Genomic DNA, 21,462 nt, shown 5'->3' on the forward strand with positions numbered 1-21,462 from the left:
AACGAGAGAGGCGAGGCCATGACGAGCACGCGAGTCGATGTGACAGCGGACGCGGCGGACATGCTGCGCAGGATGGTGGCGCTGCACGGGCCGCTGATGTTCCACCAGTCGGGCGGATGCTGCGACGGCAGCTCGCCGATGTGCTTCCCGGTCGGGATGTTCCGCACCGGCGCCTCCGACGTGCTGCTCGAGACGCTGCGGATCGAGGGACTCGAGCCGATCGAGTTCTTCATGTCCCGCACGCAGTTCGAGTACTGGAAGCACACGCACCTGACCGTCGACGTGGTCGACGGCCGGGGCAGCGGCTTCAGCGTCGAGGCGCCGGAGGGCAAGCGCTTCCTGATCCGCAGCCGCCTCCTGACCGACGCCGAGCTCGTCGAGTACGGGCTGCTGCCGGCGGCGGCCGTCCAGGCCTGAGGACCCGCCGCGCCCCGGCTATCCGGCGGGAGCCGGGGCGGCCGGAGCAGGAGCCGGAGCAGGAGCCGGCGGCGTCCCCGTGCTGAGCTGGATCGCGATCTCGGAGCCCTTGTCGACCTTCGCGCCGGCCGCGGGAACGGTGGTGGACACCGTTCCGAGCGGCTGCGTCGCGTCGACCTGCGTGGTCGGCCCGACCGAGAAACCGGCGGCGACGAGTGCCTGAGCGGCGCTGTCGGGGCTGCGCCCGGTGACGTCGGGCACGGTGACCTGCGGAGCCGCGATCATCGACGGGTCGGCGGCCGAGAAGTCGGAGCCGCCGTAGCGCGCGTCGATCTCGGTCATCAGCGGCTTCCAGATCCGGTGCCGGGCGCTCGGTGCCCATCCGCTGTCGAAGTCGATCGTGTCGAGGTCCACGCGATCGCCGTCGGCCTGCGCCGAGATGCTGCCGACCCAGACGACGAGCGAGGTCGTGCTGGAGGCGCCGAGGGCCCAGGTGTCGGCCGAGTCGTCCGTCGTGCCGGTCTTGGTGATGTGCTCGATGCCGTCCTTCGGATCGGCGGGGGTGCCCGTGCCCTCGGCGGTGACCTTGAGCATCGCGTACTGCATGGCGTGCGCCACGTCGGTGGGGACCGACCGGGTGCACTCCGACTCCGCGGGCGGTATCGACGCACCGTCGGGCCCGATGATCGCCGAGATGGCGACGGGGGTGCAGGTCGTGCCGTCGTCGGCGATCCCGGCGTAGGCCACGGCCATGGTCAGCGGCGCGATCTCGTTCGTGCCGAGCACCGATGCGGCGCTCTGCACCAGGTCGTCGCCATCGGCGCGGTGGACGCCGAACGCCTCGGCCGTCTTCCTGATCTCGCAGAGGTCGAGCAGGTGCGACATCCCCGTGAACCCCGTGTTGAGCGAGTACACGGTCGAGTCGAGCGCCGTCCCGGTGTCGGCGTAGCCGCCGTCACCGGCGTTCTTGGGGTTGTAACCGGCGTAGTTCTGCGTGCCGTTGCAGCTGTCCGAGAATCCGGTCCAGTTCTGCCGCTTCGTGTCGAACCTCTCGAGCAGCGTGCGCCCGCTGTCCAGCCACTCGGCCAGGGTGAAGACCTTGTAGGCCGATCCGGTCTGGAACCCGTCGCCGCCGCCGAGGGAGGCGTCGACGTTGAGGTTGATCGCCGAGTACTCGGGGCCGCTGGCGATGACCTCCGGATCCTGGCTGTAGCGCTTGTTCTGCACCATTGTGAGCACCCTGCCGGTCCCGGCCTGCACGGCGACGGCGGTGGCTCCGACGTCGAACCGCGGATCGGAGGCGGGGACCTGCTCGTCCATGAGCTTCTGCGCGGTCTCCTGGAGCCCGAGGTCGATGGTCGTGTAGACCTTCAGCCCGCCCCGCTTGACGGCCGCGTAGCGCTCCTCGTCGGTGGCCCCGAGAGCCGGGTCGTTGCGCAGCACGTGCGAGACGTAGTCGCAGAAGTAGGCGGCGCTGCCGGCGGTCTGGCAGCCGGTGGAGGGCGGGGTGATGTCGGGCACGATCGGCTCGGCCGTCGCGGCGTCGTGCGTGGCGGCGTCGATCTTGCCGTACTCGAGCATCCGATCGAGGATGTAGTCGCGGCGCGCGGTCGTCAGGGCGTAGCCGGTGGCCGCCCCGTTCGCGGCGTCGTCGGGCCGGTCGAAGCGGAACTTCTCGGGGTTGTTGACGATGGCCAGCAGTGCCGCGGACTGGCTGACCGACAGATCGGCCGCGGTGGTGCCGAAGTAGTACTCGGCGGCGGCCTCGATGCCGTAGACCGTGCCGCCGAACAGGGCGATGTTGAGGTAGCCGAGGAGGATGTCGTCCTTCGACGACTCCTTCTCGAGGCCGATCGCGAGGCGCATCTCCTTGAGCTTGCGCTCGGGAGTCGTCGCCGTGGCCTCCTTGTAGGCCGCGTCGCGCTCGGCCTCGTCGGTGATCGACTCGGCCTTCTGCACGAGCACGTTCTTGACGTACTGCTGCGTGATGGAGGAGCCGCCCTGGGTGTCGCTGTTCAGGATGTACGTGCTCGCGATCGCCCGCAGCGTGCCCTGGAGGTCGATGCCGCCGTGGTCGTAGAACCGCGGATCCTCGCTCGCGACGAGGGCGTCCTTCACCGAGTCGGCGATCTGGTCGCCCGACACCTCGATCCGGTTCTGGTCGTAGAAGGAGGCGAGGAGCGTCGGGTCGTCGGGGTCGCCCGCGTAGACGTCGGTCTTCTGCATCAGCTCGCCGACCTCGAGGTAGCTCGGGAGGGACTCGAACGCCGAGATCGTGCCCGAGGTCGCCACCGTCGTGAGGGCGACGGCGGGGGCCACGACGACCGTGGCGAGCAGGCCCGCGATCACGCTGACGATCACGAATCCGAACAGCGCGCCGAGAGCTCCGTGGACGGTTCGACGGGGCTGGAAGACGGGGACGTTCGGTCGCTTCAGGGTGGATCCTCTCGCTGCATCAGCACCCTAGGCGAGGCCGCCGACATCCTCGTTCAGGCGCGCCAGGCTCCTCGGCCGAGTCGCCGCGGGCGCCCGCCCGAGGGGCGCTGCCGCTACTCGAGGAGCGTGCCCTCGATGTCGGCGATGTCGCCCGTGTTGGCGGGAGCCTCGCCGGTGCTGACCTGCAGCGGCACGACCGCCCCGCGGAGCACGGTCTCTCCGGCGCTCGGAGTCGTCGAGGCGACGGCGCCCTGAGCGACGGCCGACGAGTCGACGGGCTCGGAGATGCCGACGGTGAAGCCCGCCGCGGTCAGCGTCGCGGAGGCCTCGGCGACGGTCTGACCCGTCACGTCGGGGACCTCGGTCGTCGTCGAGCTCCGCGGTGAGGAGGCGAGCATCGAGGTCGGCGGATCGGTGAAGTCGTCGCCGCCGTACTTCGCATCCAGCGCGGTCATGATCGGCTTGAAGATGGCGTGACGGGTCTGCGCGGCCTGGAGGGGTGTCCCCTCGGTGCCGGTCAGCCTGATGTTGCGGAGGTTGATCTTGGTGCCGTCGTCGAACCCGTTGATGCTGCCCACCCAGACCGCCAGGGCGGCCGACTTGCTGGCTCCCGCGGTCCAGACGTCGGCGGCGTCGTCGGTGGTCCCGGTCTTGCCGATGTGCTCGATGCCGTCCCTCGGGTCGGAGGCGTAGCCGGTGCCCGAGGTCATGACACGCTGCATCGCGTACTGCATGCCGTGCGCGACATCGGCGGTGACCGAGGGCGTGCAGGTCGAGGTGGGGGCGGCGACGGCCGCTCCGGAGGCGTCGGTGATCCGGTCGATCACGATCGCCGAGCAGGTGGTGCCGTCGTTGGCGATGCCGGCGTACGCCGTGGCGATGGTGAGCGGCGCGATCTCGTTCGTGCCGAGGACGGAGGCGGGGCCGCTCTGGAGCTCGCGTCCGTCGGCGCGGTGGACCCCGAAGGACTCCGCGGTGGTGCGGATGTCGCAGACGTCGAGCTCGTGGGCCATGCCCATGAATCCGGTGTTGATCGAGTTCGTGGTGGCCTGGAGCGCCGTCATGGAGCCCGCGTCCTCGGACGAGGAGTCGTTCTTCGGGGTGAACCGGCTCCCGTTGTAGTACCCGTCGCCGTCGAGGTTGCACTTCTGCTGGTACGAGCCGAAGCCCGAGGTCGGAGACGCGAACGACTCGTTGAGCGTGTGCCCGGACATGAGCCACCGCGCGAGGGTGAAGACCTTGTAGGTGGAGCCGGTCTGGACGCCGGACCCACCGCCCATGGCGAGGTCGACGTTGAGGTTGATGGCGGTGTAGCCGGGGTTCGCGGCGAGGAACTCCTCGTCCTGGCTGTAGTTCGTGTTCTGCACCATCGACAGCACCCGTCCCGTCCCGGGCTGCACCGTCGCGGCGGTCGCGCCGAGCTCGAAGCGCGAGTCGGTGGCGGGGATGTAGGCGCTGAGGGCCGACTGCGACGAGCCCTGGATGTCGAGGTCGAGCGTCGTCACGACGTCGAAGCCGCCCTGGCGGATCCGCTGGTAGCGCTCGTCGTCGGTCTCGCCGAAGACGGTGTCGTTGCGCAGCACGTTGAGCACGTAGTCGCAGAAGTAGGCGGCGTTCCCCGCGGTCGCGCAGCCCGTGGAGGGCTGGGTGATGGTCGGCGTGATCGGCTCGGCGACGGCGGCGTCGTACTGCTCCTGGCTGATCTTGGCGTACTTCAGCTCCTCCGAGAGGATGTAGTCGCGACGCTCCTTGGTCAGCGCGTAGCCGTTGGCTGCGCCGTTCGCCTCGTCGGCCGGGTCGTCGAAGCGGAACTTCTCGGGGTTGTTCACGATCGCGATGAGCGAGGCGGCCTGCGAGGTCGAGAGCTGGCTCGCGGGGATGCCGTAGTAGTAGTTGGCGGCCGCCTCGATGCCGTAGACGGTGCCTCCGAAGAGGGCGATGTTGAGGTAGCCGAGGAGGATGTCGTCCTTCGATGACTCCTTCTCGAGGCCGATCGCGAGGCGCATCTCCTTGAGCTTGCGCTCGGGGGTCGGATCGATCGCCTCCTTGTACGCGGCGTCGCGCTCTGCCTCGTCGGTGATCGACTCGGCCTTCTGCACGAGCACGTTCTTCACGTACTGCTGGGTGATCGAGGATCCGCCGCCCGAGTCGTTGCCGAGGAGGTACGTCTGGGACACGGCGCGGAGGGTGCCCTGCAGGTCGATGCCGCCGTGCTCGTAGAAGCGGGGGTCCTCGCCCGCGACCGCTGCGTCCTTCGCGGTCTGCGCGACGTCGTCCCAGCCGACCTCGACGCGGTTCTGGTCGTAGACGGAGGCGAGCAGCGTGGTGCCGTCGCCCGCGTAGATGTTGGTGCGCTGCATCAGCTGGCCGACGTCGAGGTAGCCGGGCAGGTTCTGGAAGAGCCCGATCGTGTTGCTCGTCGCGAGACCGGTGAGCGCGAGCGCCGGAGTGACCCCGACCGTGATCAGGACGCCCGCCACGACGCTCATCCCGATGAATCCCATGATCGCCCGCAGCGACATCCCGAGCGGCTCGGCGGAGCGGCGGGATGCGGTGGGAAGTGCCATGGAGCGGTCGTCCTTTCGGCACGGCGGAGCCGTGGCAGTGCAGAGGGGGAGGGGCGAGAGCCCCGCGTCGAACATGCGTCCCCTGAAAGATCGTACGTGACACCCCTGACACGGGCGCGTCCTCCCGCAGGACGACATGCCGATGGCGGGAGATGCACAGGTGCCCTCTCAGGCGGCCGTCGATCGCGCGTCGGCGGGGGCCGCCGCGGACCCTGGGGAAGCCCGTAACGAAGGCCCCTGCGGTGTCGATGCATCCGTATCGTGGAGCCTGCGTCCCTCGCGCAGGACGCGGCACAGCATTCCGCACCATGCGCCGGTCCCGGAGCCCCGGGACAGTCGGATCCGGCAGAAAGCACACCACCATGGCACGCATCTACGACGACGTGACGCAGCTCGTCGGCAACACCCCTCTCGTCCGCGTCAACCGCCTCGAGGGCGCGGAGAGCGCGACGGTTCTCGCCAAGCTCGAGTTCTACAATCCCGCGAACAGCGTGAAGGACCGCATCGGCGTCGCGATCGTCGACGCCGCCGAGGCGTCCGGCGAGCTCCCGCCCGGCGGCACGATCGTGGAGGGCACCAGCGGCAACACCGGCATCGCCCTGGCGCTCGTCGGCGCGGCCCGCGGCTACAAGGTCGTGCTGACGATGCCCGAGACCATGTCGATCGAGCGTCGCGTGCTGCTGCGCGCCTATGGAGCCGAGATCGTGCTGACGCCCGGTGGCGAGGGCATGCGCGGTGCGGTCGAGAAGGCGCAGGCGATCGTCGCCGAGACTCCCGGCGCGATCCTGGCCCGCCAGTTCGAGAACGCCGCCAACCCGGAGGTGCACCGCCGCACCACCGCCGAGGAGATCTGGAACGATACCGACGGCGAGGTCGACGTCTTCGTCGCCGGCATCGGCACGGGCGGCACCATCACCGGTGTCGGCCAGGTCCTCAAGGAGCGCAAGCCCGGCGTGCAGATCATCGGCGTCGAGCCGATCGACTCGCCGCTGCTCACCCAGGGCACCGCCGGCCCGCACAAGATCCAGGGGATCGGCGCTAACTTCGTCCCGGCGATCCTCGACCGCGAGATCTACGACGAGATCATCGACGCCACCCTCGCCGACTCCGTCCGGGTGGCACGCGACCTCGCGGCCCAGGAGGGGATCCTCGGAGGCATCTCCTCCGGCTCGATCATGTGGGCGGCTCTCGAGGTCGCGAAGCGCCCCGAGAACGCCGGCAAGACGATCGTCGCGATCGTCTGCGACTTCGGCGAGCGCTACATCTCGACCGTCCTCTACGAGGACCTCCGCAGCTGAGCGCGAAGCCCCGCCCCGGTCGGGACGCCGCGAGCCCGGCCGGGAGCCGTTCTCTCGGCGCGATCCGGCGCCTGCGCGAGGACGTGCGGACGGCGCGCGTGCGCGACCCCGCGGCCCGGAGCACCGCCGAGGTCGTCCTCGCGTACCCGGGGCTCCACGCCGTGTGGGTGCACCGCGTCGCCCACTCCTGGTGGCGGCGCGGGTTCCGCCTGCCCGCGCGTCTGCTCTCCCAGGCCGCCCGCGCCGCGACCGGCGTCGAGATCCACCCGGGCGCCGTGATCGGCCGCCGCCTCTTCATCGACCACGGCATGGGGGTGGTCATCGGCGAGACCGCGCGGATCGGCGACGACTGCATGCTCTACCACGGCGTGACGCTCGGCGGGAAGTCGGTGCGGCGCGAGCGCCGCCATCCGACGATCGGCGACCGGGTCGTCCTCGGGGCCGGTGCCGTGGTGCTCGGCCCGATCATCCTCGGCTCCGACGTCAGCGTCGGCGCCAATGCGGTCGTCGTGAAGGACGCGCCCGACGGCGCGGTGCTGGTCGGCATCCCCGCGCGCGACCTGCGGGCGATGGGCCGCGCCGACGACGCCCTCGCCGACTCCGGCTTCTTCGTCGACCCCGCGATCTACATCTAGGCACCCGCTCGACGCGCCGTGTCCGCGCGCCGCGACCCCGTCACTCCGGCCCGTCGGATCACCTCCGGCTCGTGAGACCGCGTTCGGCTCGCGGGATGCGCCGATTCCTGCGAGCCGAACGTGATTCCGCGAGCCGGAGGTCCGCCGGGAGTCCCGGGGCGGCCCCTACGACCCGTGCGCGATCGTCCGCGGCGCGCTCTTGATCGTCGCGAACGCGTCGAGCGCGTGCGCCCGCGTCTCCTTCAGGTCGAGGATCGGCGCCGGGTAGTCCTCGCCGTCCGGAGTGAGGGTGTCGCCCAGGGTCCACGGCTCGTGGATCGCGGAGCCCTCCACCGAGGCGAGCTCCGCCACGTTCCCGCGGATGTAGCCGCCGTCCGGATCGAACTTCTTCGACTGCGTCACCGGATTGAAGACACGGAAGTACGGCGACGCGTCGGCCCCCGACCCCGCCACCCACTGCCAGTTGGCCGCGTTGCTCGCGGGGTCGGCATCGACGAGCGTGTCCCAGAACCAGCTCTCGCCCACGCGCCAGTCGACGAGCATGTTCTTGATCAGGAACGACGCCGTCACCATCCGCACTCGGTTGTGCATGTAGCCCGTGCGCCACAGCTCGCGCATCCCGGCGTCCACCAGCGGGTAGCCGGTGCGCCCCTGCTGCCACGCCTCGAGCTCGGCGCCGTGCGGCTCGCCCCACGGGAACGAGTCGAAGCGCGTGTCGAAGTTGGCGGTGGCCAGGTCGGGCCAGTGGAAGAGCAGGTGGTAGCAGAACTCGCGCCAGAGCACCTCAGAGGCGAAGCGCTCACCGCCCTCCCCGCGGTGCGTCCCGTCGCGGTGCGCCTCGTCGACCGCGTGCCAGACCTGGAACGGGCTGATCTCGCCCCAGCGCAGGTGCGCCGAGAGGTTCGAGGTCGCGTCCTGCGCCGGCTTGTCGCGGCCGTCGGCGTACTCGTCGAGCTGCTCGGCGATGAAGGCGCGGAGGCGCTTCGCCGCGGCCTTCTCGCCCGGCTCCCAGCGCTCCCGCAGGCCCTCGGCCCAGTCGGGGCGCGTCGGCAGCAGTTCCCAGCCGTCGAGGACGTCCGAGGCGACCTCGCCGGTGAAGCCGTCGATCGAGCGCGGGCGGGCGAGCGGAGCCCGGGGCGTGTCGCGGTTCCGGCAGGCCCGCGCGAAGGGCGTGTAGACGGAGTAGGGGCCGCCGCCTCCCGTCTGCACGGTCCACGGCTCGAAGAGCAGCGAGCCCTGGTGGCTCTCGGCCTCGACGCCGCGCGAGCGCAGGCCCTCCTTGACCGCGGTGTCGACAGCGCGCTCGGCGCCGCCGTAGCGGCGGTTCCAGTGCACGGCGCCGGCACCGATCTCCTCGGCGAGCTGCAGGACGACCGCCTCCGCGGGTCCGCGCCGCAGCAGGAGGGAGGCGCCGTGCTCCTCGAGATCGGCCGACAGCGCGACCAGGCTGCCGTGCAGCCACCAGCGCGCGGCGCCACCCAGCGGACGGATGCCCGGCGACTCGTCGTCGAGCACGTAGAGGACGGCGACCGGAGCGTCGCGGTCGACCGCCGCGCGCAGGGCGGGGTTGTCGGCGAGACGCAGGTCGTCGCGGAGCCAGACAAGGGTGGGGGAGGAGGAGCTCATGGTCCCTCCATGATCCGCGAGGTGGCGGCCGTCGCGAAGACCTGGCAGCGAGTCGCGGTGGCGTGCTAGCAGCGCACTGCAGGCGCCTCAGGGGAAAGGCAGCGCCGCTTCCCGGCTCGTCAGCGTCCCGTAGCCCGCGACCTCGGCCGTGATGCGCACCGCCGAGTAGTCGATCGCGAGCCCGCCCGGGATCGTGCTCGCGAAGGCCCCCTTCGCGTCGGTGCTCGGTCGGTAGAGCGCCACCCACTGCCCTGTCTGCCTGTCCCGCCCCTCGATCGCGAAGCGCTGCTGCAGGGGCGTGCCGTCCGCGGCCTCCAGGAGCACGTTCACGTAGCCGCCGCCACCCCCCGTCGACGAGAAGGACACGGTGAGGACCGGGGCCGGGTTCGAGGCCGCTGCAGCGGGCGCGGTGACGGCGGCGAGGACGACCGGCGCGGTCCAGGCGGCGTGCACGACGGAGCGGCGCCGCACGGGGGCGGGTCGTGCGTCGTGGGTGCGGTCGGAGGTGGTCGTCACGGCATGTCCTGTCGGTCGGCGCGTCGGGCCGGCGTCAGGAGCGAGCACCGGAGAAGCCCACCGAGCTTCCCGAGTCACGAGCTCCGCACGCCGGAGCCGCTTGCGGACATGTCCTCAAGCGGTCTCGGAACGACCGATCGCCGCCGGATCCGCCCTCGGAGGGGCGAGGCGCGTCACGCCGAGTCGACTCCGTCGCGGAGCTTGTCGCAGAGCGCGATCAGCTGAGCCAGCTCGTCGTCGTCGAGCGCCGACCCCACCTGGTCCGAGATGGTCTCCATGTGCGTCAGGGCGACCCGGCGGAACAGGTCGTAGCCCTCGTCCGTGATCGCGATGACCGTGCCGCGGGCATCGGTCGGGTCCTCGTTCTTGGTCACGAGACCGCGGCCGACGAGACGGTCGATGAGCCGGCTCACGCTCGGCTGGGTCAGCAGCACATGCCGGTTGAGATCGCGGAGGCGGGCGCGCCGTTCGGGCTGCCGGGTCAGGTTGAAGAGGACGTCGTACTCGTTGAGCGAGATCTCCTTCGAGGGGAACTCGGTGCTCAGCGTCCGCATCACGTGGACCTGGGCCCGGAAGAGCGACTCCCAGGCCGCTACGGCGCGTCTCGATGCCACGCGGCCTCCTCTGTCCTGCTCAGGATACGTCCTCGTCACGCTCAGGTGACGCACCCCGCGCACCCGCGCCGGGAACGACAGAAGGCCGGCCGCTGAGGCGAGCGGCCGGCCTTCATTCCCTTGCACCAAGAGTGTCCTGCAATCACATTCGCGCTTCGCCGCCACAGCAAACGACTAACGCTCTTGAACTATATAACGGATCGATAACGCCGCAAGTGCCGATTTCCTGAGACGTCGCGGGACACCTCCGGGAGGGCTCCTCCGCCGCCGGAACCTGGGGGAGAAGCGAGCCGAGTACGCCCGCCGGTGCGGCGATCGAGCGCCCCTCCCTCGCTGATCCAGCAGCCCGCGGAGCGGGCGCATCGAGATCCGCCAGCGTCAGGAGTCCGGATCAGAAGCCCGATCTGCTGAAGCTGGTGGGTCTCAGGAGAAGTGACCTCTTGCGTGTGGTCCCTTCCTTGCTGATCGAGTAGCCCGCTTGGGCGTATCGAGATCCACCAGCGTCAGAAGTCCAGATCAGAAGCAAGAACTGCTGAAGCTGATGGGTCTCGATACGCCCCTGCGGGGCTGCGGGCTCGACCAGCATGCTGGGCGACGGGCGCCGACTTCTCCCTCACCGCTCGAATGTGACGCGAAGCGGCTTCGCCGCTCGAGACGCCCTGCGGGGCTGCGGGCTCGACCAGCATGCTGGGCGACGGGCGCCGACTTCTCCCTCCCCACTGAGAGGCGAAGCGGCATCGTCGCTCGACACGCCGCCTCCGGCGGCTGCTCGACGAGCATGCCGGCGGCCAGCAGACGAGAGGTGCCGGCGCAGCCGCACACCCCCGGGCGCGGGGCGGACGACCAGCTGCCACCCTCGAGGCGTCCGGTGGGAAACGCGTGCCAGCGTTTCCCACGAGCCGAACGCACCACGCTCTGCGAATCGCAACCACCCTGGGAGCCGACCGCGGCGGAGCGAGCGCTTCGCGCTCGCGCAGCAATCCGACTCAGAAGAGGTCGGGCGACGGCGTCGATGCGTAGCGGATGGCGACGTCGGCGTGGCGGTCGAAGCGGTAGCCGACGCCGCGGACGGTGCGGACGATGTCCTCGTAGCGGCCGAGCTTGGCGCGGAGGCGGCGGACGTGGACGTCGATGGTGCGCTCGTTGGGGGCGTCGTCGTCGGCGGCGCCCCAGAGGGAGGCGATCAGCTCGGCGCGCTCGATGGTGCGGCCCTCGCGGAGGACGAGGTACTGCAGCAGCTCGAACTCCTTGTAGGTGAGCGCGGTGGTCTCGTCGTCGAGGATGACGCGCTTGCGGGAGATGTCGATGACGACTCCTCCGGGGGCGCGGTCGAGGTCGGGCTCGGCGTCAGCGCGGCGGCGGGCGACCGCCGCCGGGTCCTGGAGGGCGAGGCGGACGACGTCGACGTCGCGACCGCCGGCGCCCTGCGGCGCGAGGGCGATGGAGGCGTAGGTCTCGGCGTCGGGGGCGAGCTGGGCGGTGACGCGCTTGAGCTCCTCGACGAGGCGGCCGAGGTCGACTCCGGCGGCGCGGGCCTTCGCCTCGTCGATGCCGACGTAGAGGGCGAAGCCGCGGGCCTCGGTGCCCTGCGGCACAGCGCGGAGGCGGGGCGGAGTGGGGACGCTCTCGGGAGCGGCCTGGAGGCGGGGGGTCTCGGCGGCGGGGGAGGCGGTGCGAGCGTGGAGGAGGGTCATGACGAATCCTTGGGGGTGTTCGGATCCGGGACGGGTGTCCGGGGAGCGGATCCGGGTGTGCGCAGAAGCGCCGTCCGCGTGACGCGGCCGGCAGAGACGGATGCGAGCATCCGAGGGATCCACCGCGCCTGCGACGCCAGCCCGATCGGAGAGATCGGCCCGATCGGGAGGATCGGCGCGATCAGAGCGATCGGCGGGCGGAGGACGTACGGGGATCCGGCGAGGTCAGTGCCTCAAGCACACATTCGACAGCACATGACGAGGCCCCCGGCCATCATCATGCTTGCATTCCCGGAGGCCTCGAAGGAGGTCAGGGCGTGCGCGTTGTCAGTCATGGTCAGAAGTAAAGCGGACGATGACGGAGTGCGTCAACAGATTTCCGCAGGTCGGGGAGAATGCGCGGGGTCAGCCGGCCAGGCCGTAGAGGCGGTCGCCCGCGTCGCCCAGGCCGGGGACGATGTAGCCGAGCTCGTTGAGGCGCTCGTCGAGCGAGCCGAGCACGATCGTCACGTCGCGGTCGCCGAACGCCTTCTCGACGGCGGCGAGACCCTCCGGAGCCGCCAGGAGGCACACTGCGGTGACGTCGACGGCTCCGCGGTCGAAGAGGAACTGGATCGCGGCGATCAGCGAGCCTCCGGTGGCGAGCATCGGGTCGAGCACGAAGCACTGGCGGTTCGACAGGTCCTCGGGGAGGCGCTCGGCGTAGGTGGTCGGCTCGAGGGTCTCCTCGTTGCGCGCCATCCCGAGGAAGCCGACCTCGGCGGTCGGGATGAGCTTCACCATGCCCTCGAGCATCCCCAGACCCGCGCGGAGGATGGGGACCACGAGCGGCTGCGGGTCGCTGAGGGCGAGGCCCGTCGTCGTCGTGACCGGGGTCTCGATGGTGACCGAGCGGGTGCGGACGCCGCGGGTCGCCTCGTAGGCGAGCAGGGTCATCAGCTCCTCGGCGAGCTGCCGGAAGGTGGGGGAGGGGGTGCGCTTGTCGCGCAGCACGGTGAGCTTGTGCGTGATCAGCGGGTGGTCGGCTACGTGGACGCGCATAAGCTCAATCTACTTGCCGGCCGTGGTCGGCCGAGCCGGGAGGAGTGGCGCGATGCGCGAGAGCGACCTGCGCCTCCCCGCCGGCTCCGATGCGTGGATGGCGCTGGCGCTCGCCGAGGCGAGGCGCGCCTCCGGATGGGGCGACGTACCGGTCGGCGCGGTGGTCGTCGACGCAGACGGTGCCGTCATCGGCCGCGGGCGCAACGAGAAGGAGCTGCGGACGGATCCGACCGCGCACGCCGAGGTCGTCGCCCTGCGCGAGGCCGCCGCGGCGCGCGAGGACTGGCAGCTGACCGGCTGCACGCTCGTCGTCACGCTCGAGCCGTGCACCATGTGCGCGGGCGCCATCCTCGCCTCCCGGATCGAGCGCGTCGTCTTCGGGGCCTGGGACGAGAAGGCGGGAGCGGCGGGATCGCTGCACGACCTCCTCCGCGACCGCCGCCACAACCACGTGGTCGAGGTCTACCCCGGTGTGCGCGCCGAGGAGAGCACTCGGCTGCTCGTCGACTTCTTCACGGCCCGGCGCTGAGCGGAGGTCAGGCCCCGAGCCAGTCCGCCAGCGCGAGCTCGGTCGCCTCGCGCATCCGGGCGAAGCGTCCGGCGTGCACGTCGTCCTCGAGCGCGTCGGCCCGGTAGCCGGCCTCGGCGGCGTACTCGGCGTCGCCCTCCAGCCAGCGCCCGGCCATGGCGCCCGTGAGCTCGGGGTGGAACTGCACGCCGAGGAGCCAGTCGCCGATGCCGAACGCCTCGACCGGATACGCGTCGGAGGTGGCCAGCAGGGTCGCGCCCGTCGGGAGGTCGAAGGTGTCGCCGTGCCACTGCATCACGGGCACGCCGGCGAAGTGCCGCAGCGGCGACCGCAGCCCGGCCTCCGTCGGCTCGATCGTGCGGAAGCCGACCTCGCGGGTCGGGCCCGCGTAGACGCGCTCACCGAGCGCGGCGGCGAGGAGCTGCGCCCCGAAGCAGATGCCGAGGGTGGGCCTGCGGTGGTGCAGGCGGTCCTGCAGCAGCGCGATCTCGGGGGTGATGAAGGGGTGGTGGACGGTCTCGTAGACGCCGGCGCTCGATCCGAGGGTGACGACCAGGTCGGGCTCGACGATGTCGACCGAGCCGAGGTCGGTGCCGGCGACCGCCTCGACCTCGAAGCCCTGCGCGCGGAGGATCGGGTCGAGGACGCCGAGTCCGGCGCCCCGCTCGTTGACGATCGCGAGTGCGCGCCGCATCAGCCGGCGCTCCCGGTGCTCGCCGCGCGGTCGACGTCCGGTTCGAGGTAGATGACGCGGGCGGCCGGCACGGCGTCGCGGATCCGCTGCTCGGTCGCGTCGATGCCCGCGGCGAGCTGCGCGACGGTCTCGGCGGCCGGGAAGGCGAGCTTCGCGGCGACGAGGATCTCGTCGGGCCCGAGGTAGAGGGTCCTCATGTGGATGATGCGCTCGACGTCGTCGCCGGCCTCGATCGCGGAGCGGATCGCCGAGGTGTCGACCGGTGTCGCGCCCTCGCCGACCAGGAGGCTCTTCGTCTCGACCCCGAGGACGATCGCGACGACGATCAGCAGGGTGCCGATCATGATCGTGCCGATCGCGTCGAACACCGAGTTTCCGGTGATCACCGAGAGGACGACTCCGAGGAGCGCGAAGGTCAGACCGGTCAGGGCGGCGACGTCCTCGAGCAGCACGACCGGCAGCTCCGGAGCCTTCGCGCGGCGGATGAACTGCGGCCACGACTGCGCGCCCCGGGCGGGGTTCGACTCCTTCACCGCGGTGCGCAGCGAGTAGCTCTCGAGGCCGATCGACACGAGCAGGACGAGGATCGGGAGCCAGACGTTCTCGAGCTCGTGCGGGTGGGTGATCTTGTCGATGCCCTCGTAGAGCGAGAAGACGCCGCCGACCGAGAACAGGATGATCGCGACGACGAAGGCGTAGACGTAGCGCTCGCGGCCGTAGCCGAAGGGGTGCTCGTCGTCGGCCGCCCGGCGGGACTTGCGGCCGCCGAGCAACAGGAGCAGCTGGTTGCCGGAGTCGGCGAGGGAGTGCACGCCCTCGGCCAGCATCGAGGCCGAACCCGAGAAGAACCAGGCGACGAACTTGGTCAGTGCGATGCCGAGATTCGCGGACAGCGCCGCGATGATGGCCCTGCTTCCTCCGGATGCGCTCACGTGGTCTCCTCGAGGATCCGAATGCGGGTGGGGCGGTCGGGCCATCCTAGGGAGTCCGGGGCGGCGCGGCGGACCCGCTCGCCTGCGCTTCGTAGGATGTGCGGGTGACCGACGCTCCCGTGCAGCTCCCGTCCATCGCCGTCCTGGGCCTCGGCTCGATGGGCGGCGCGATCCTCTCGGGGCTCCTCGCGCCGGGGGTGCGGGTCGAGGGCGGAGTCCGGGTCACCAACCGCGACTCGGCCAAGGCCGCGGTGTGGGACGACCACCCCGTCGTGACCGCGCTCGCGACCGGCGATGATCCGGAGGCGAACCGCCGCGCGGTCGAGGGCGCCTCCGTCGTGCTCGTGGCCGTCAAGCCGCACATGGTGACGGCGCTGCTCGACGAGATCGCCGAGGCGCTCGCTCCGGGCACGGTCGTGGTGAGCGTGGCCGCCGGAGTCACGGTCGAGACGTTCGAGCGGCACCTGCCCCCGGCGGTCGCCGTGCTGCGCTCGATGCCCAACACCCCGGCCGTCGTCGGCCGCGCCGTCACGGGGCTGAGCGCGGGCACGCGCTCGAGCGCCGATGATCTCGCCCTGGTGCGCCGGCTGTTCGAGACGGTCGGCGAGGTGGTCGAGGTGCCGGAGTCGCAGCTCGACGCGCTCTCCACGATCTCGGGCTCGGGCCCGGCCTACGTCTTCCTCCTGATCGAGCAGCTCACGGCCGCCGCGATCGCCAAGGGCTTCACTCCCGAGCAGGCCGCGACCATGGTCAACGGCACCTTCCTCGGTGCGGCCGAGCTGCTCGTCGACTCCGGCGAGGACCCGGCCGAGCTGCGCCGCCGGGTCACCAGCCCGAACGGCACCACGGAGCGCGCCGTCGCCGTGCTGCAGGAGGCGGACCTCGCCGCGCTCTTCACCCGCGCGACCGACGCGGCCCTGGCCCGCGCCCGCGAGCTCGCCGCCTCCTGACGCCCCGCCTCAGGAGCCGAGGGCCGCGAAGCGCTCGATGTCGCTGGGGGTGCCGCTGACCACGATCAGGTCGTGGTTCGAGACCACGGTCTGCTCGGTGGCGTAGGTGAACGGCTTGCCGGGGCTCTTCACTCCGACGACCGTCACCCGGTGCTTGCGGCGCACCCCCGACTCGGTGAGGGTGAGGCCCCGGATCGGCTTGGGCGGGTACATCTTGGCCAGCACGAAGTCGTCGTCGAACTCGATGAAGTCGAGCATGCGGCCCGAGACGAGGTGCGCGACGCGCTCGCCGGCCTCGGCCTCGGGGTAGATGACGTGGTTGGCGCCGATCCGCTCGAGGATCTTGCCGTGCGAGCGCGAGATCGCCTTGGCCCAGATCTGCGGGATCTTGAGGTCGACGAGGTTCGCGGTGATCAGCACCGACGCCTCGATCGAGGAGCCGACGGCGACGACGGCGACCTGGAAGTCCTGCGCGCCGATCTGCGCGAGGGCGTCGAGCGAGCGCGCGTCGGCCTGGACGGCGTGGGTGACCCGCTCCGACCACTTCTGCACGAGGCCGGCGTCGGCGTCGACGGCGAGCACCTCGCGGTCGAGTCGATCGAGCTGGCCGGCGGTGGCGGCGCCGAAGCGCCCCAGGCCGATCACCAGCACCGGGGCGTCGTACCTGATGCGGTCAACCAACGATGGGCCTCTCTTCGGGTCGTCTGAACAGCTGCCTGCGCTGGCTGGCGGCGAGCGCGGCGGCGAGTGTCACGGTACCAACGCGCCCCATGAACATGGTCAGCGCGAGCACGTAGACGCCGGACGGCGGCAGCTCGGCGGTGAGCCCCGTCGACAGCCCCGACGTCGCGAACGCCGAGATCACGTCGAACAGCACGTAGTCGAGGGAGGCCTTCGTGATGTGCAGGATGATCACCGACGAGACGGCCACGGTGGTCGCCCCCCACAGCACGACCGAGACGCCCAGCCGCAGCACGTCGTTCGGGATGCGGCGGCCGAACGCCTCCATGTCGTTCACGCCGCGCGCCTCGGCGAACGCGGCGAGGAACAGGATCGCCAGCGTCGTGACCTTGATGCCGCCCGCGGTCGAGGCCGAGCCTCCGCCGATGAACATCAGCATGTCGGTGACGAGCAGACTCGAGCCGTTGAGATCGGGGATCGTGATCGTCGAGAAGCCGCCGGAGCGGGTCATCGTCGACAGGAAGAAGGACTGGAACACGGTGTCGCCCGCATCGAGCGTCCCGAAGGTCTTCGGATTGTCGAACTCGAGCACGATGTACAGCGCCGCCCCGGCGACCAGCAGGATCACGGAGGTGAGCAGCGTCAGCTTGACGTGCACCGACCACTTGCTCGGACGGCGCCAGCCCCGCGAGAGGGCGTAGATCACGGGGAAGCCGATCGAGCCGAGGAACACGCCGATCATCAGGATGCCGAGGAACCAGTAGTCGTCCTCGAACGGGGTGAGCCCTGCGGCGTTCGGCGCGAACCCGGTGTTCGTGAACGCCATGGCCGAGTAGTAGAAGGAGTGCCACACGGCCTCGCCGATCGGGATCCCGTCGATCAGCATCCGCGGGAACAGCAGGAGAGCGACGATGATCTCGATCGCGGCGGCGCTGACGGCGACCGTCGTGAGCAGCCCGCCGATCTCGCCGAGCCGGACCGCCTGGCCCTCGGCGACGGGGCCCGAGTGGATCCGGAGCGGGTTCGAGTCGCTCGCGACCATGAGCTTCGCGCGCAGCCCCAGCCGCCGTGACACGGCCATGCCCATGATCGACGCCAGGGTGAGCACGCCGAGGGCGCCGATGTTGACGCCGATGAAGATGATCGAGTGGCCGAACGCCGACCAGTAGGTGGCCATGTCGACCGTCGCGAGGCCGGTGACGCAGATCACCGACATCGCGGTGAAGAAGGCGTCGTGCAGCGGAGTGACGGTGCCGGTCGTGCTCGAGATCGGCAGGGAGAACAGCAGCGTGAAGACGAGGATGAGCGCCGAGAAGATCAGGATCGCGAAGCGCGACGGCGACCGGCCGGCGAAGTCGTCGATGAGATCGCGGGCCCGCTCGAAGCCCGACCACGGCGAGATCGGGGAGACGCCCACGGGGCTCCGGAACTGCTGTCGAACCACCACGGCGATCCTCCACTCGATCGCGGCCATGCTACCCGGCCCGCACCGCCCTCCCGGGCACAGGGAGTGCGGGCGACTCGCCTGGTCGGCGTGGAGCCGCGCTGACTAGCCTGGGCGGTATGGCTGACATCTTCGCGGTGATCGCGGACGGCACGCGTCGCGACATCCTCTCGATCCTGCTGGAGCAGCGGGAGGCGGGCGATGTGGGCGTCGGAGGCATCAGCGTCTCGCGGATCGTCGCGCGGCTCGAGCTCAGTCAGCCGACGGTGTCGAAGCACCTCAAGGTCCTGCGCGAGGCGGGGCTCGTCACCGTCCGCGAGAGCGGGCAGCACCGCTACTACGCGCTGCAGTACTCGCCGCTCGAGGAGGTGGAGGACTGGCTCCTCCCGTTCCTCTCCACCGAGGAGGTCGACGCCGGACCCGTGCTGCTCGACGCTCCGACCGCGGCGCGGGCCGAGTCGCTCGGCCGCGCGCTGGCCGACCGGACCCATCAGGTCAGCACCGTCGTGCAGGACATCCAGCGCGGCGTGAGCGAGGGCGCGACGAAGGTGGCGGAGGCCCTGCGCATCCGCAAGTGACGCCGGACACGGCGGCACCCCGCGTCGTGTAAGCTCGCGGGAGCCAGTTTTTCGTAAGCGGCCGTCCGTCGGGCGGTCGGCCCCCTGAACGTTGTGAGGTCTTCGTGGGTTCTGTCATCAAGAAGCGTCGCAAGCGTATGGCGAAGAAGAAGCACCGCAAGCTGCTTCGCAAGACTCGTCACCAGCGTCGCAACAAGAAGTAGGCTCGCGCCACTTCCCACTCGAGCGTCCGCCCCACACCGGGGTAGGGCGCTCGTCTGCGTTACGGGTCCGATTCGGACGAAACGGCACGGTGCGCGCCCCGGCCCGGCGTACCCGAGGCTCCCTCTACACTGGCCCGATGACCGACGTGCAGCTGACCCTCGTGGGGAAGCCGGGCTGCCATCTCTGCGATGACGCCCGCACGGTGATTCAGGGGGTCCTCTCCGATCTGGGGAGCGTCTCGGGCGCCCCGGCGGTCGCGCTGTCCGAGCTGTCGATCCTCGACGATCCGGAGCTGCACGAGCAGTACGTCGAGGAGATCCCCGTCCTCCTGATCGACGGTCGCGTCCACACCTACTGGCGCATCGACCCTGTCCGTCTCCGCCGAGCCCTCCTGGAGCACGCATGACCATCCGCCACGTCGTCGCCTGGAAGCTGAACGCCGTCGACCCCGCCCAGCGCTCGGAGCACACCGAGCAGATCTCGGACGCCCTGCGCAGCCTGCTGCCGATCATCCCCGAGATCGAATCGATGACCATCGGCAAGAACGCGCTCTTCCCCAAGGACAACTTCGACATGGTGCTGGTCGCCGACTACGCCGACGCCGACGCGCTGAACGCCTACGTCGAGCACCCCGACCACCGACGGGTCGCCGGCTTCATCCGGCCGCTCGTGCGCGAGCGCGCCTGCGTCGACTTCGAGGTCTGAGCTCATGGCACGGCCCGCGGCCGTCGCGTGGTCTCGGATGGTGTGCGGCCGTCGCGTGAGTCGATGACGGCCTGACCCGAGCGGTTGGGGCCTGAGCCGTGACCGGAATGTTGTAGACGGCACTCGCTCAGGGGACCCGATTTCCTTCGGCTGTCCCCCGAACGCGCATAGTCTCTTCACGGGGAGACAGCTCCCCGTCTCCGGGGTGCACGCCGCGCCTCGGCCGGGGGAGGAACATCCATGTCACGTCAGCGTCGCCGTACAGCGGCCTCCTCGGTCGTCCTCGCGGTGCTCCTCGCCACCCTCGCGCTGCCCTCGGCAGCACAGGCCGGCGAGCTCGTGCCGTCCGACCCCGCGTCGTCGGTCCTGACCGAGCCCGTGGGGCCGATCCAGGAGGAGCAGCCGACGGAGCCTCCGGTCGAGGAGCCGCCCGTCGTCGTGCCGCCGATCGAGGAGGAGCCGCCGGCCCAGCCTCCGGTCGAGGAGCCGCCCGTCGTCGTGCCGCCGATCGAGGAGGAGCCGCCGGCCCAGCCTCCGGTGGAGGAGCCGCCCGTCGTCGTGCCGCCGATCGAGGAGGAGCCGACCGCGCCTACGCAGCCGACTCAGCCGCAGCAGCCGAGCCAGCCCAATCAGCCAGCACAGCCCAATCAGCCCGATCAGCCCGCCCAGCCGTCCAGTGGCACGGGCGGCAACGGAGGCACCACGGGCGGCGGAACCACCGGCGGAGGCAGCACGGGCGGCAACGGAGGCAGCACCGGCGGTACCGCGACGACCGAGGCGGGCTCCGCACCGCCCCGCGCGTCGGCTCCGGGCCGCACCCTGCTCTCGACTTCCGCCGCGGACCCGGCAGCGGCGCCCGCGCCAGCGGCCGAGGGCCAGCCCGCCACCGAGGCGAGCACCCCCGCCGTCTCGGTCTACCTCACGCGCGATGCCGGGGTCGATCCCGGAGCGCTCACCGTCGACCTCGCCCGCTTCTACGGCGTCGGCGTCGCCTACGCCGGGTTCCAGCGCGAGGAGACCGCCACCGCGTCGCTCCGTGCGCCTGCCGGCACCGAGACGGCCCTGACCGTCACCCGCGAGGACGGAGCGGCTTTCAGCACCGGTTCGGCCACCGTGCCCGCGGCGGCGCTCGCCGCGATCGGCGCGTACTCGGTCACCATGACGGGCGACCGTGGATCGAGCGCGACGACGACGTTCTCGCTCGTGTCCTCCTCCGGGCCCGGTGTCCTGGTCGAGCCCCGACAGGTGAGCGGTGAGCAGGCGGAGGCGCCGCGCGGCGCCGTCTGGGGCTTCGGCCCTGTCGAGAGCGTCGCCCTCGCGGCCTACACGACGGCGGGCAAGCGCGCCGACCTCGCCGCCGGCGACCTGGCGGTCCGCGTCGACGCGCTCGGCTGGTCCGATCTCGCCCTCGGCGACTCCGTCGTGAAGGACCCGACGGCAGAGCTCTACTGCATCGTCGCCGTCGGCTCGGTGTCGGGACGCACGGCGGCCGTGACCGTCGCCTACCCCGAGGGCGCCTCGGCCGCCGAGGTCCCCGAGGCGTCGCAGGTCTGCGGCATCGCGATCACCGCGGCGAAGACCGGTCTGACCTCCGTGCCGAGCACGGAGGGGACCGGCGGTCTGTCGGCCGGCGTCGGCCTCACCATCGGCGCGGGCGTCCTCGTCGCTGCGCTCGTCGCCGGACTCGTGACCGCGGTCGTGCTCCGCCGTCGCCGCGAGAACGACGACCTCCTCATCGGCGGGCCGCTGCCGCACCCCACGGAGGAGTAGGCGCGTCACCTTCAGTGGTGAGTGAAACGCCTGCAGCGGTGAGTCGTAGGCCTACGGCCGCGGCACTGCATGCTGGTCGAGCTCGCAGCCCCGCAGGGGCGTATCGAGACCCACGAGCGTCAGCAGAGGGG

General features: G+C 71.0%; 21 protein-coding genes. 10 read left to right on the forward strand and 11 right to left on the reverse strand.

The window, feature by feature from the left end; genetic code table 11:
- Positions 1-18: 18 nt before the first annotated feature.
- On the forward strand, positions 19-417 hold the full coding sequence (locus tag GRS96_RS06885; RefSeq protein ID WP_159854490.1) for a DUF779 domain-containing protein: 399 nt from the start codon (positions 19-21) through the stop codon (positions 415-417).
- Positions 418-435: 18 nt separating this feature from the next.
- Here the strand turns inward: GRS96_RS06885 and GRS96_RS06890 are convergent, their stop codons facing one another.
- Positions 436-2,778, reverse strand: coding sequence for a penicillin-binding protein (locus GRS96_RS06890; protein WP_159988102.1), 2,343 nt, complete (start codon positions 2,776-2,778; stop codon positions 436-438).
- 188 nt (positions 2,779-2,966) lie between these two features.
- Entirely contained in the window at positions 2,967-5,420 is a 2,454-nt protein-coding gene (locus GRS96_RS06895; protein WP_159988103.1) for a penicillin-binding protein, read from the reverse strand.
- A 362-nt stretch (positions 5,421-5,782) separates the two neighbouring features.
- Between GRS96_RS06895 and cysK the strand changes: the two genes are divergently transcribed.
- Together cysK and epsC are read left to right on the forward strand one after the other, a co-directional pair.
- Positions 5,783-6,718 (forward strand): cysteine synthase A, encoded by a 936-nt coding sequence (gene cysK / locus GRS96_RS06900; RefSeq protein WP_159854484.1) that lies wholly within the window; start codon positions 5,783-5,785, stop codon positions 6,716-6,718.
- Positions 6,719-6,780: 62 nt separating this feature from the next.
- Complete coding sequence (epsC, locus tag GRS96_RS06905; RefSeq protein ID WP_268893233.1) at positions 6,781-7,353, forward strand: serine O-acetyltransferase EpsC; 573 nt, start codon at positions 6,781-6,783, stop codon at positions 7,351-7,353.
- Positions 7,354-7,518: 165 nt separating this feature from the next.
- Here the strand turns inward: epsC and GRS96_RS06910 are convergent, their stop codons facing one another.
- The 5 genes from GRS96_RS06910 to upp all read right to left on the reverse strand — a co-directional run bounded on the left by GRS96_RS06910 (position 7,519) and on the right by upp (position 12,844).
- Complete coding sequence (locus tag GRS96_RS06910; protein WP_159988104.1) at positions 7,519-8,979, reverse strand: cryptochrome/photolyase family protein; 1,461 nt, start codon at positions 8,977-8,979, stop codon at positions 7,519-7,521.
- An 87-nt stretch (positions 8,980-9,066) separates the two neighbouring features.
- Positions 9,067-9,495: a hypothetical protein gene (locus GRS96_RS06915; protein WP_159988105.1), complete on the reverse strand. Its 429-nt coding sequence runs from the start codon at positions 9,493-9,495 to the stop codon at positions 9,067-9,069.
- A 173-nt stretch (positions 9,496-9,668) separates the two neighbouring features.
- Positions 9,669-10,049: a MarR family transcriptional regulator gene (locus GRS96_RS06920; protein ID WP_159989253.1), complete on the reverse strand. Its 381-nt coding sequence runs from the start codon at positions 10,047-10,049 to the stop codon at positions 9,669-9,671.
- A gap of 1,046 nt (positions 10,050-11,095) precedes the next feature.
- A complete protein-coding gene (locus GRS96_RS06925) occupies positions 11,096-11,803 on the reverse strand; it encodes a winged helix-turn-helix domain-containing protein (RefSeq protein ID WP_159988106.1) in 708 nt (235 codons plus the stop codon).
- A gap of 405 nt (positions 11,804-12,208) precedes the next feature.
- On the reverse strand, positions 12,209-12,844 hold the full coding sequence (gene upp / locus GRS96_RS06930; protein ID WP_056041421.1) for a uracil phosphoribosyltransferase: 636 nt from the start codon (positions 12,842-12,844) through the stop codon (positions 12,209-12,211).
- 52 nt (positions 12,845-12,896) lie between these two features.
- Between upp and tadA the strand changes: the two genes are divergently transcribed.
- Positions 12,897-13,373 carry a tRNA adenosine(34) deaminase TadA gene (gene tadA / locus GRS96_RS06935; RefSeq protein ID WP_235021848.1) on the forward strand — a complete coding sequence of 159 codons (477 nt, stop codon included), beginning with the start codon at positions 12,897-12,899 and terminating at the stop codon, positions 13,371-13,373.
- Positions 13,374-13,380: 7 nt separating this feature from the next.
- Here the strand turns inward: tadA and GRS96_RS06940 are convergent, their stop codons facing one another.
- Complete coding sequence (locus GRS96_RS06940; RefSeq protein ID WP_159854476.1) at positions 13,381-14,067, reverse strand: glutamine amidotransferase-related protein; 687 nt, start codon at positions 14,065-14,067, stop codon at positions 13,381-13,383.
- Positions 14,067-14,999, reverse strand: a complete 933-nt coding sequence (locus GRS96_RS06945) for a cation diffusion facilitator family transporter (RefSeq protein WP_159854474.1) — start codon at positions 14,997-14,999, stop codon at positions 14,067-14,069. Before GRS96_RS06945 ends, GRS96_RS06940 begins: the two co-directional genes overlap by 1 nt.
- 104 nt (positions 15,000-15,103) lie before the next feature.
- On the opposite strand from GRS96_RS06945, the gene proC reads away from it, so the two are divergent.
- Positions 15,104-15,949: a pyrroline-5-carboxylate reductase gene (gene proC, locus GRS96_RS06950; RefSeq protein ID WP_159988107.1), complete on the forward strand. Its 846-nt coding sequence runs from the start codon at positions 15,104-15,106 to the stop codon at positions 15,947-15,949.
- 9 nt (positions 15,950-15,958) lie between these two features.
- On the opposite strand, the gene GRS96_RS06955 is transcribed toward proC, so the two are convergent.
- Entirely contained in the window at positions 15,959-16,630 is a 672-nt protein-coding gene (locus tag GRS96_RS06955) for a potassium channel family protein (RefSeq protein ID WP_055790397.1), read from the reverse strand.
- Positions 16,623-18,104: a potassium transporter TrkG gene (locus GRS96_RS06960; RefSeq protein ID WP_159854470.1), complete on the reverse strand. Its 1,482-nt coding sequence runs from the start codon at positions 18,102-18,104 to the stop codon at positions 16,623-16,625. The genes GRS96_RS06955 and GRS96_RS06960 overlap by 8 nt, the downstream gene beginning before the upstream one ends.
- A gap of 89 nt (positions 18,105-18,193) precedes the next feature.
- On the opposite strand from GRS96_RS06960, the gene GRS96_RS06965 reads away from it, so the two are divergent.
- From GRS96_RS06965 to GRS96_RS06985, 5 genes are all read left to right on the forward strand, one after another.
- Positions 18,194-18,652: an ArsR/SmtB family transcription factor gene (locus GRS96_RS06965; protein ID WP_159854468.1), complete on the forward strand. Its 459-nt coding sequence runs from the start codon at positions 18,194-18,196 to the stop codon at positions 18,650-18,652.
- Between the two features lie 104 nt (positions 18,653-18,756).
- A complete protein-coding gene (locus GRS96_RS06970; protein WP_003792170.1) occupies positions 18,757-18,855 on the forward strand; it encodes a 30S ribosomal protein bS22 in 99 nt (32 codons plus the stop codon).
- Positions 18,856-18,992: 137 nt separating this feature from the next.
- Positions 18,993-19,262 (forward strand): glutaredoxin family protein, encoded by a 270-nt coding sequence (locus GRS96_RS06975; protein ID WP_159854466.1) that lies wholly within the window; start codon positions 18,993-18,995, stop codon positions 19,260-19,262.
- Positions 19,259-19,561 carry a Dabb family protein gene (locus GRS96_RS06980; protein ID WP_159854464.1) on the forward strand — a complete coding sequence of 101 codons (303 nt, stop codon included), beginning with the start codon at positions 19,259-19,261 and terminating at the stop codon, positions 19,559-19,561. The genes GRS96_RS06975 and GRS96_RS06980 overlap by 4 nt, the downstream gene beginning before the upstream one ends.
- A gap of 240 nt (positions 19,562-19,801) precedes the next feature.
- Entirely contained in the window at positions 19,802-21,331 is a 1,530-nt protein-coding gene (locus GRS96_RS06985) for a hypothetical protein (RefSeq protein ID WP_159988109.1), read from the forward strand.
- Positions 21,332-21,462: the final 131 nt, after the last annotated feature.

Source organism: Rathayibacter sp. VKM Ac-2803 (genome assembly GCF_009807175.1).
Classification (GTDB): domain Bacteria; phylum Actinomycetota; class Actinomycetes; order Actinomycetales; family Microbacteriaceae; genus Rathayibacter.

Coding starts and splice junctions, on each gene's coding strand:
- upp (WP_056041421.1), bottom strand. CDS start 12,844: ATGCGCGTCCACGTAGCCGACCACCCGCTGATCACGCACAAGCTCACC.
- GRS96_RS06895 (WP_159988103.1), bottom strand. CDS start 5,420: ATGGCACTTCCCACCGCATCCCGCCGCTCCGCCGAGCCGCTCGGGATG.
- GRS96_RS06985 (WP_159988109.1), top strand. CDS start 19,802: ATGTCACGTCAGCGTCGCCGTACAGCGGCCTCCTCGGTCGTCCTCGCG.
- GRS96_RS06885 (WP_159854490.1), top strand. CDS start 19: ATGACGAGCACGCGAGTCGATGTGACAGCGGACGCGGCGGACATGCTG.
- GRS96_RS06965 (WP_159854468.1), top strand. CDS start 18,194: ATGGCTGACATCTTCGCGGTGATCGCGGACGGCACGCGTCGCGACATC.
- GRS96_RS06960 (WP_159854470.1), bottom strand. CDS start 18,104: ATGGCCGCGATCGAGTGGAGGATCGCCGTGGTGGTTCGACAGCAGTTC.
- tadA (WP_235021848.1), top strand. CDS start 12,897: ATGCGCGAGAGCGACCTGCGCCTCCCCGCCGGCTCCGATGCGTGGATG.
- GRS96_RS06975 (WP_159854466.1), top strand. CDS start 18,993: ATGACCGACGTGCAGCTGACCCTCGTGGGGAAGCCGGGCTGCCATCTC.
- cysK (WP_159854484.1), top strand. CDS start 5,783: ATGGCACGCATCTACGACGACGTGACGCAGCTCGTCGGCAACACCCCT.
- GRS96_RS06980 (WP_159854464.1), top strand. CDS start 19,259: ATGACCATCCGCCACGTCGTCGCCTGGAAGCTGAACGCCGTCGACCCC.
- GRS96_RS06920 (WP_159989253.1), bottom strand. CDS start 10,049: ATGCGGACGCTGAGCACCGAGTTCCCCTCGAAGGAGATCTCGCTCAAC.
- GRS96_RS06940 (WP_159854476.1), bottom strand. CDS start 14,067: ATGCGGCGCGCACTCGCGATCGTCAACGAGCGGGGCGCCGGACTCGGC.
- GRS96_RS06910 (WP_159988104.1), bottom strand. CDS start 8,979: ATGAGCTCCTCCTCCCCCACCCTTGTCTGGCTCCGCGACGACCTGCGT.
- GRS96_RS06925 (WP_159988106.1), bottom strand. CDS start 11,803: ATGACCCTCCTCCACGCTCGCACCGCCTCCCCCGCCGCCGAGACCCCC.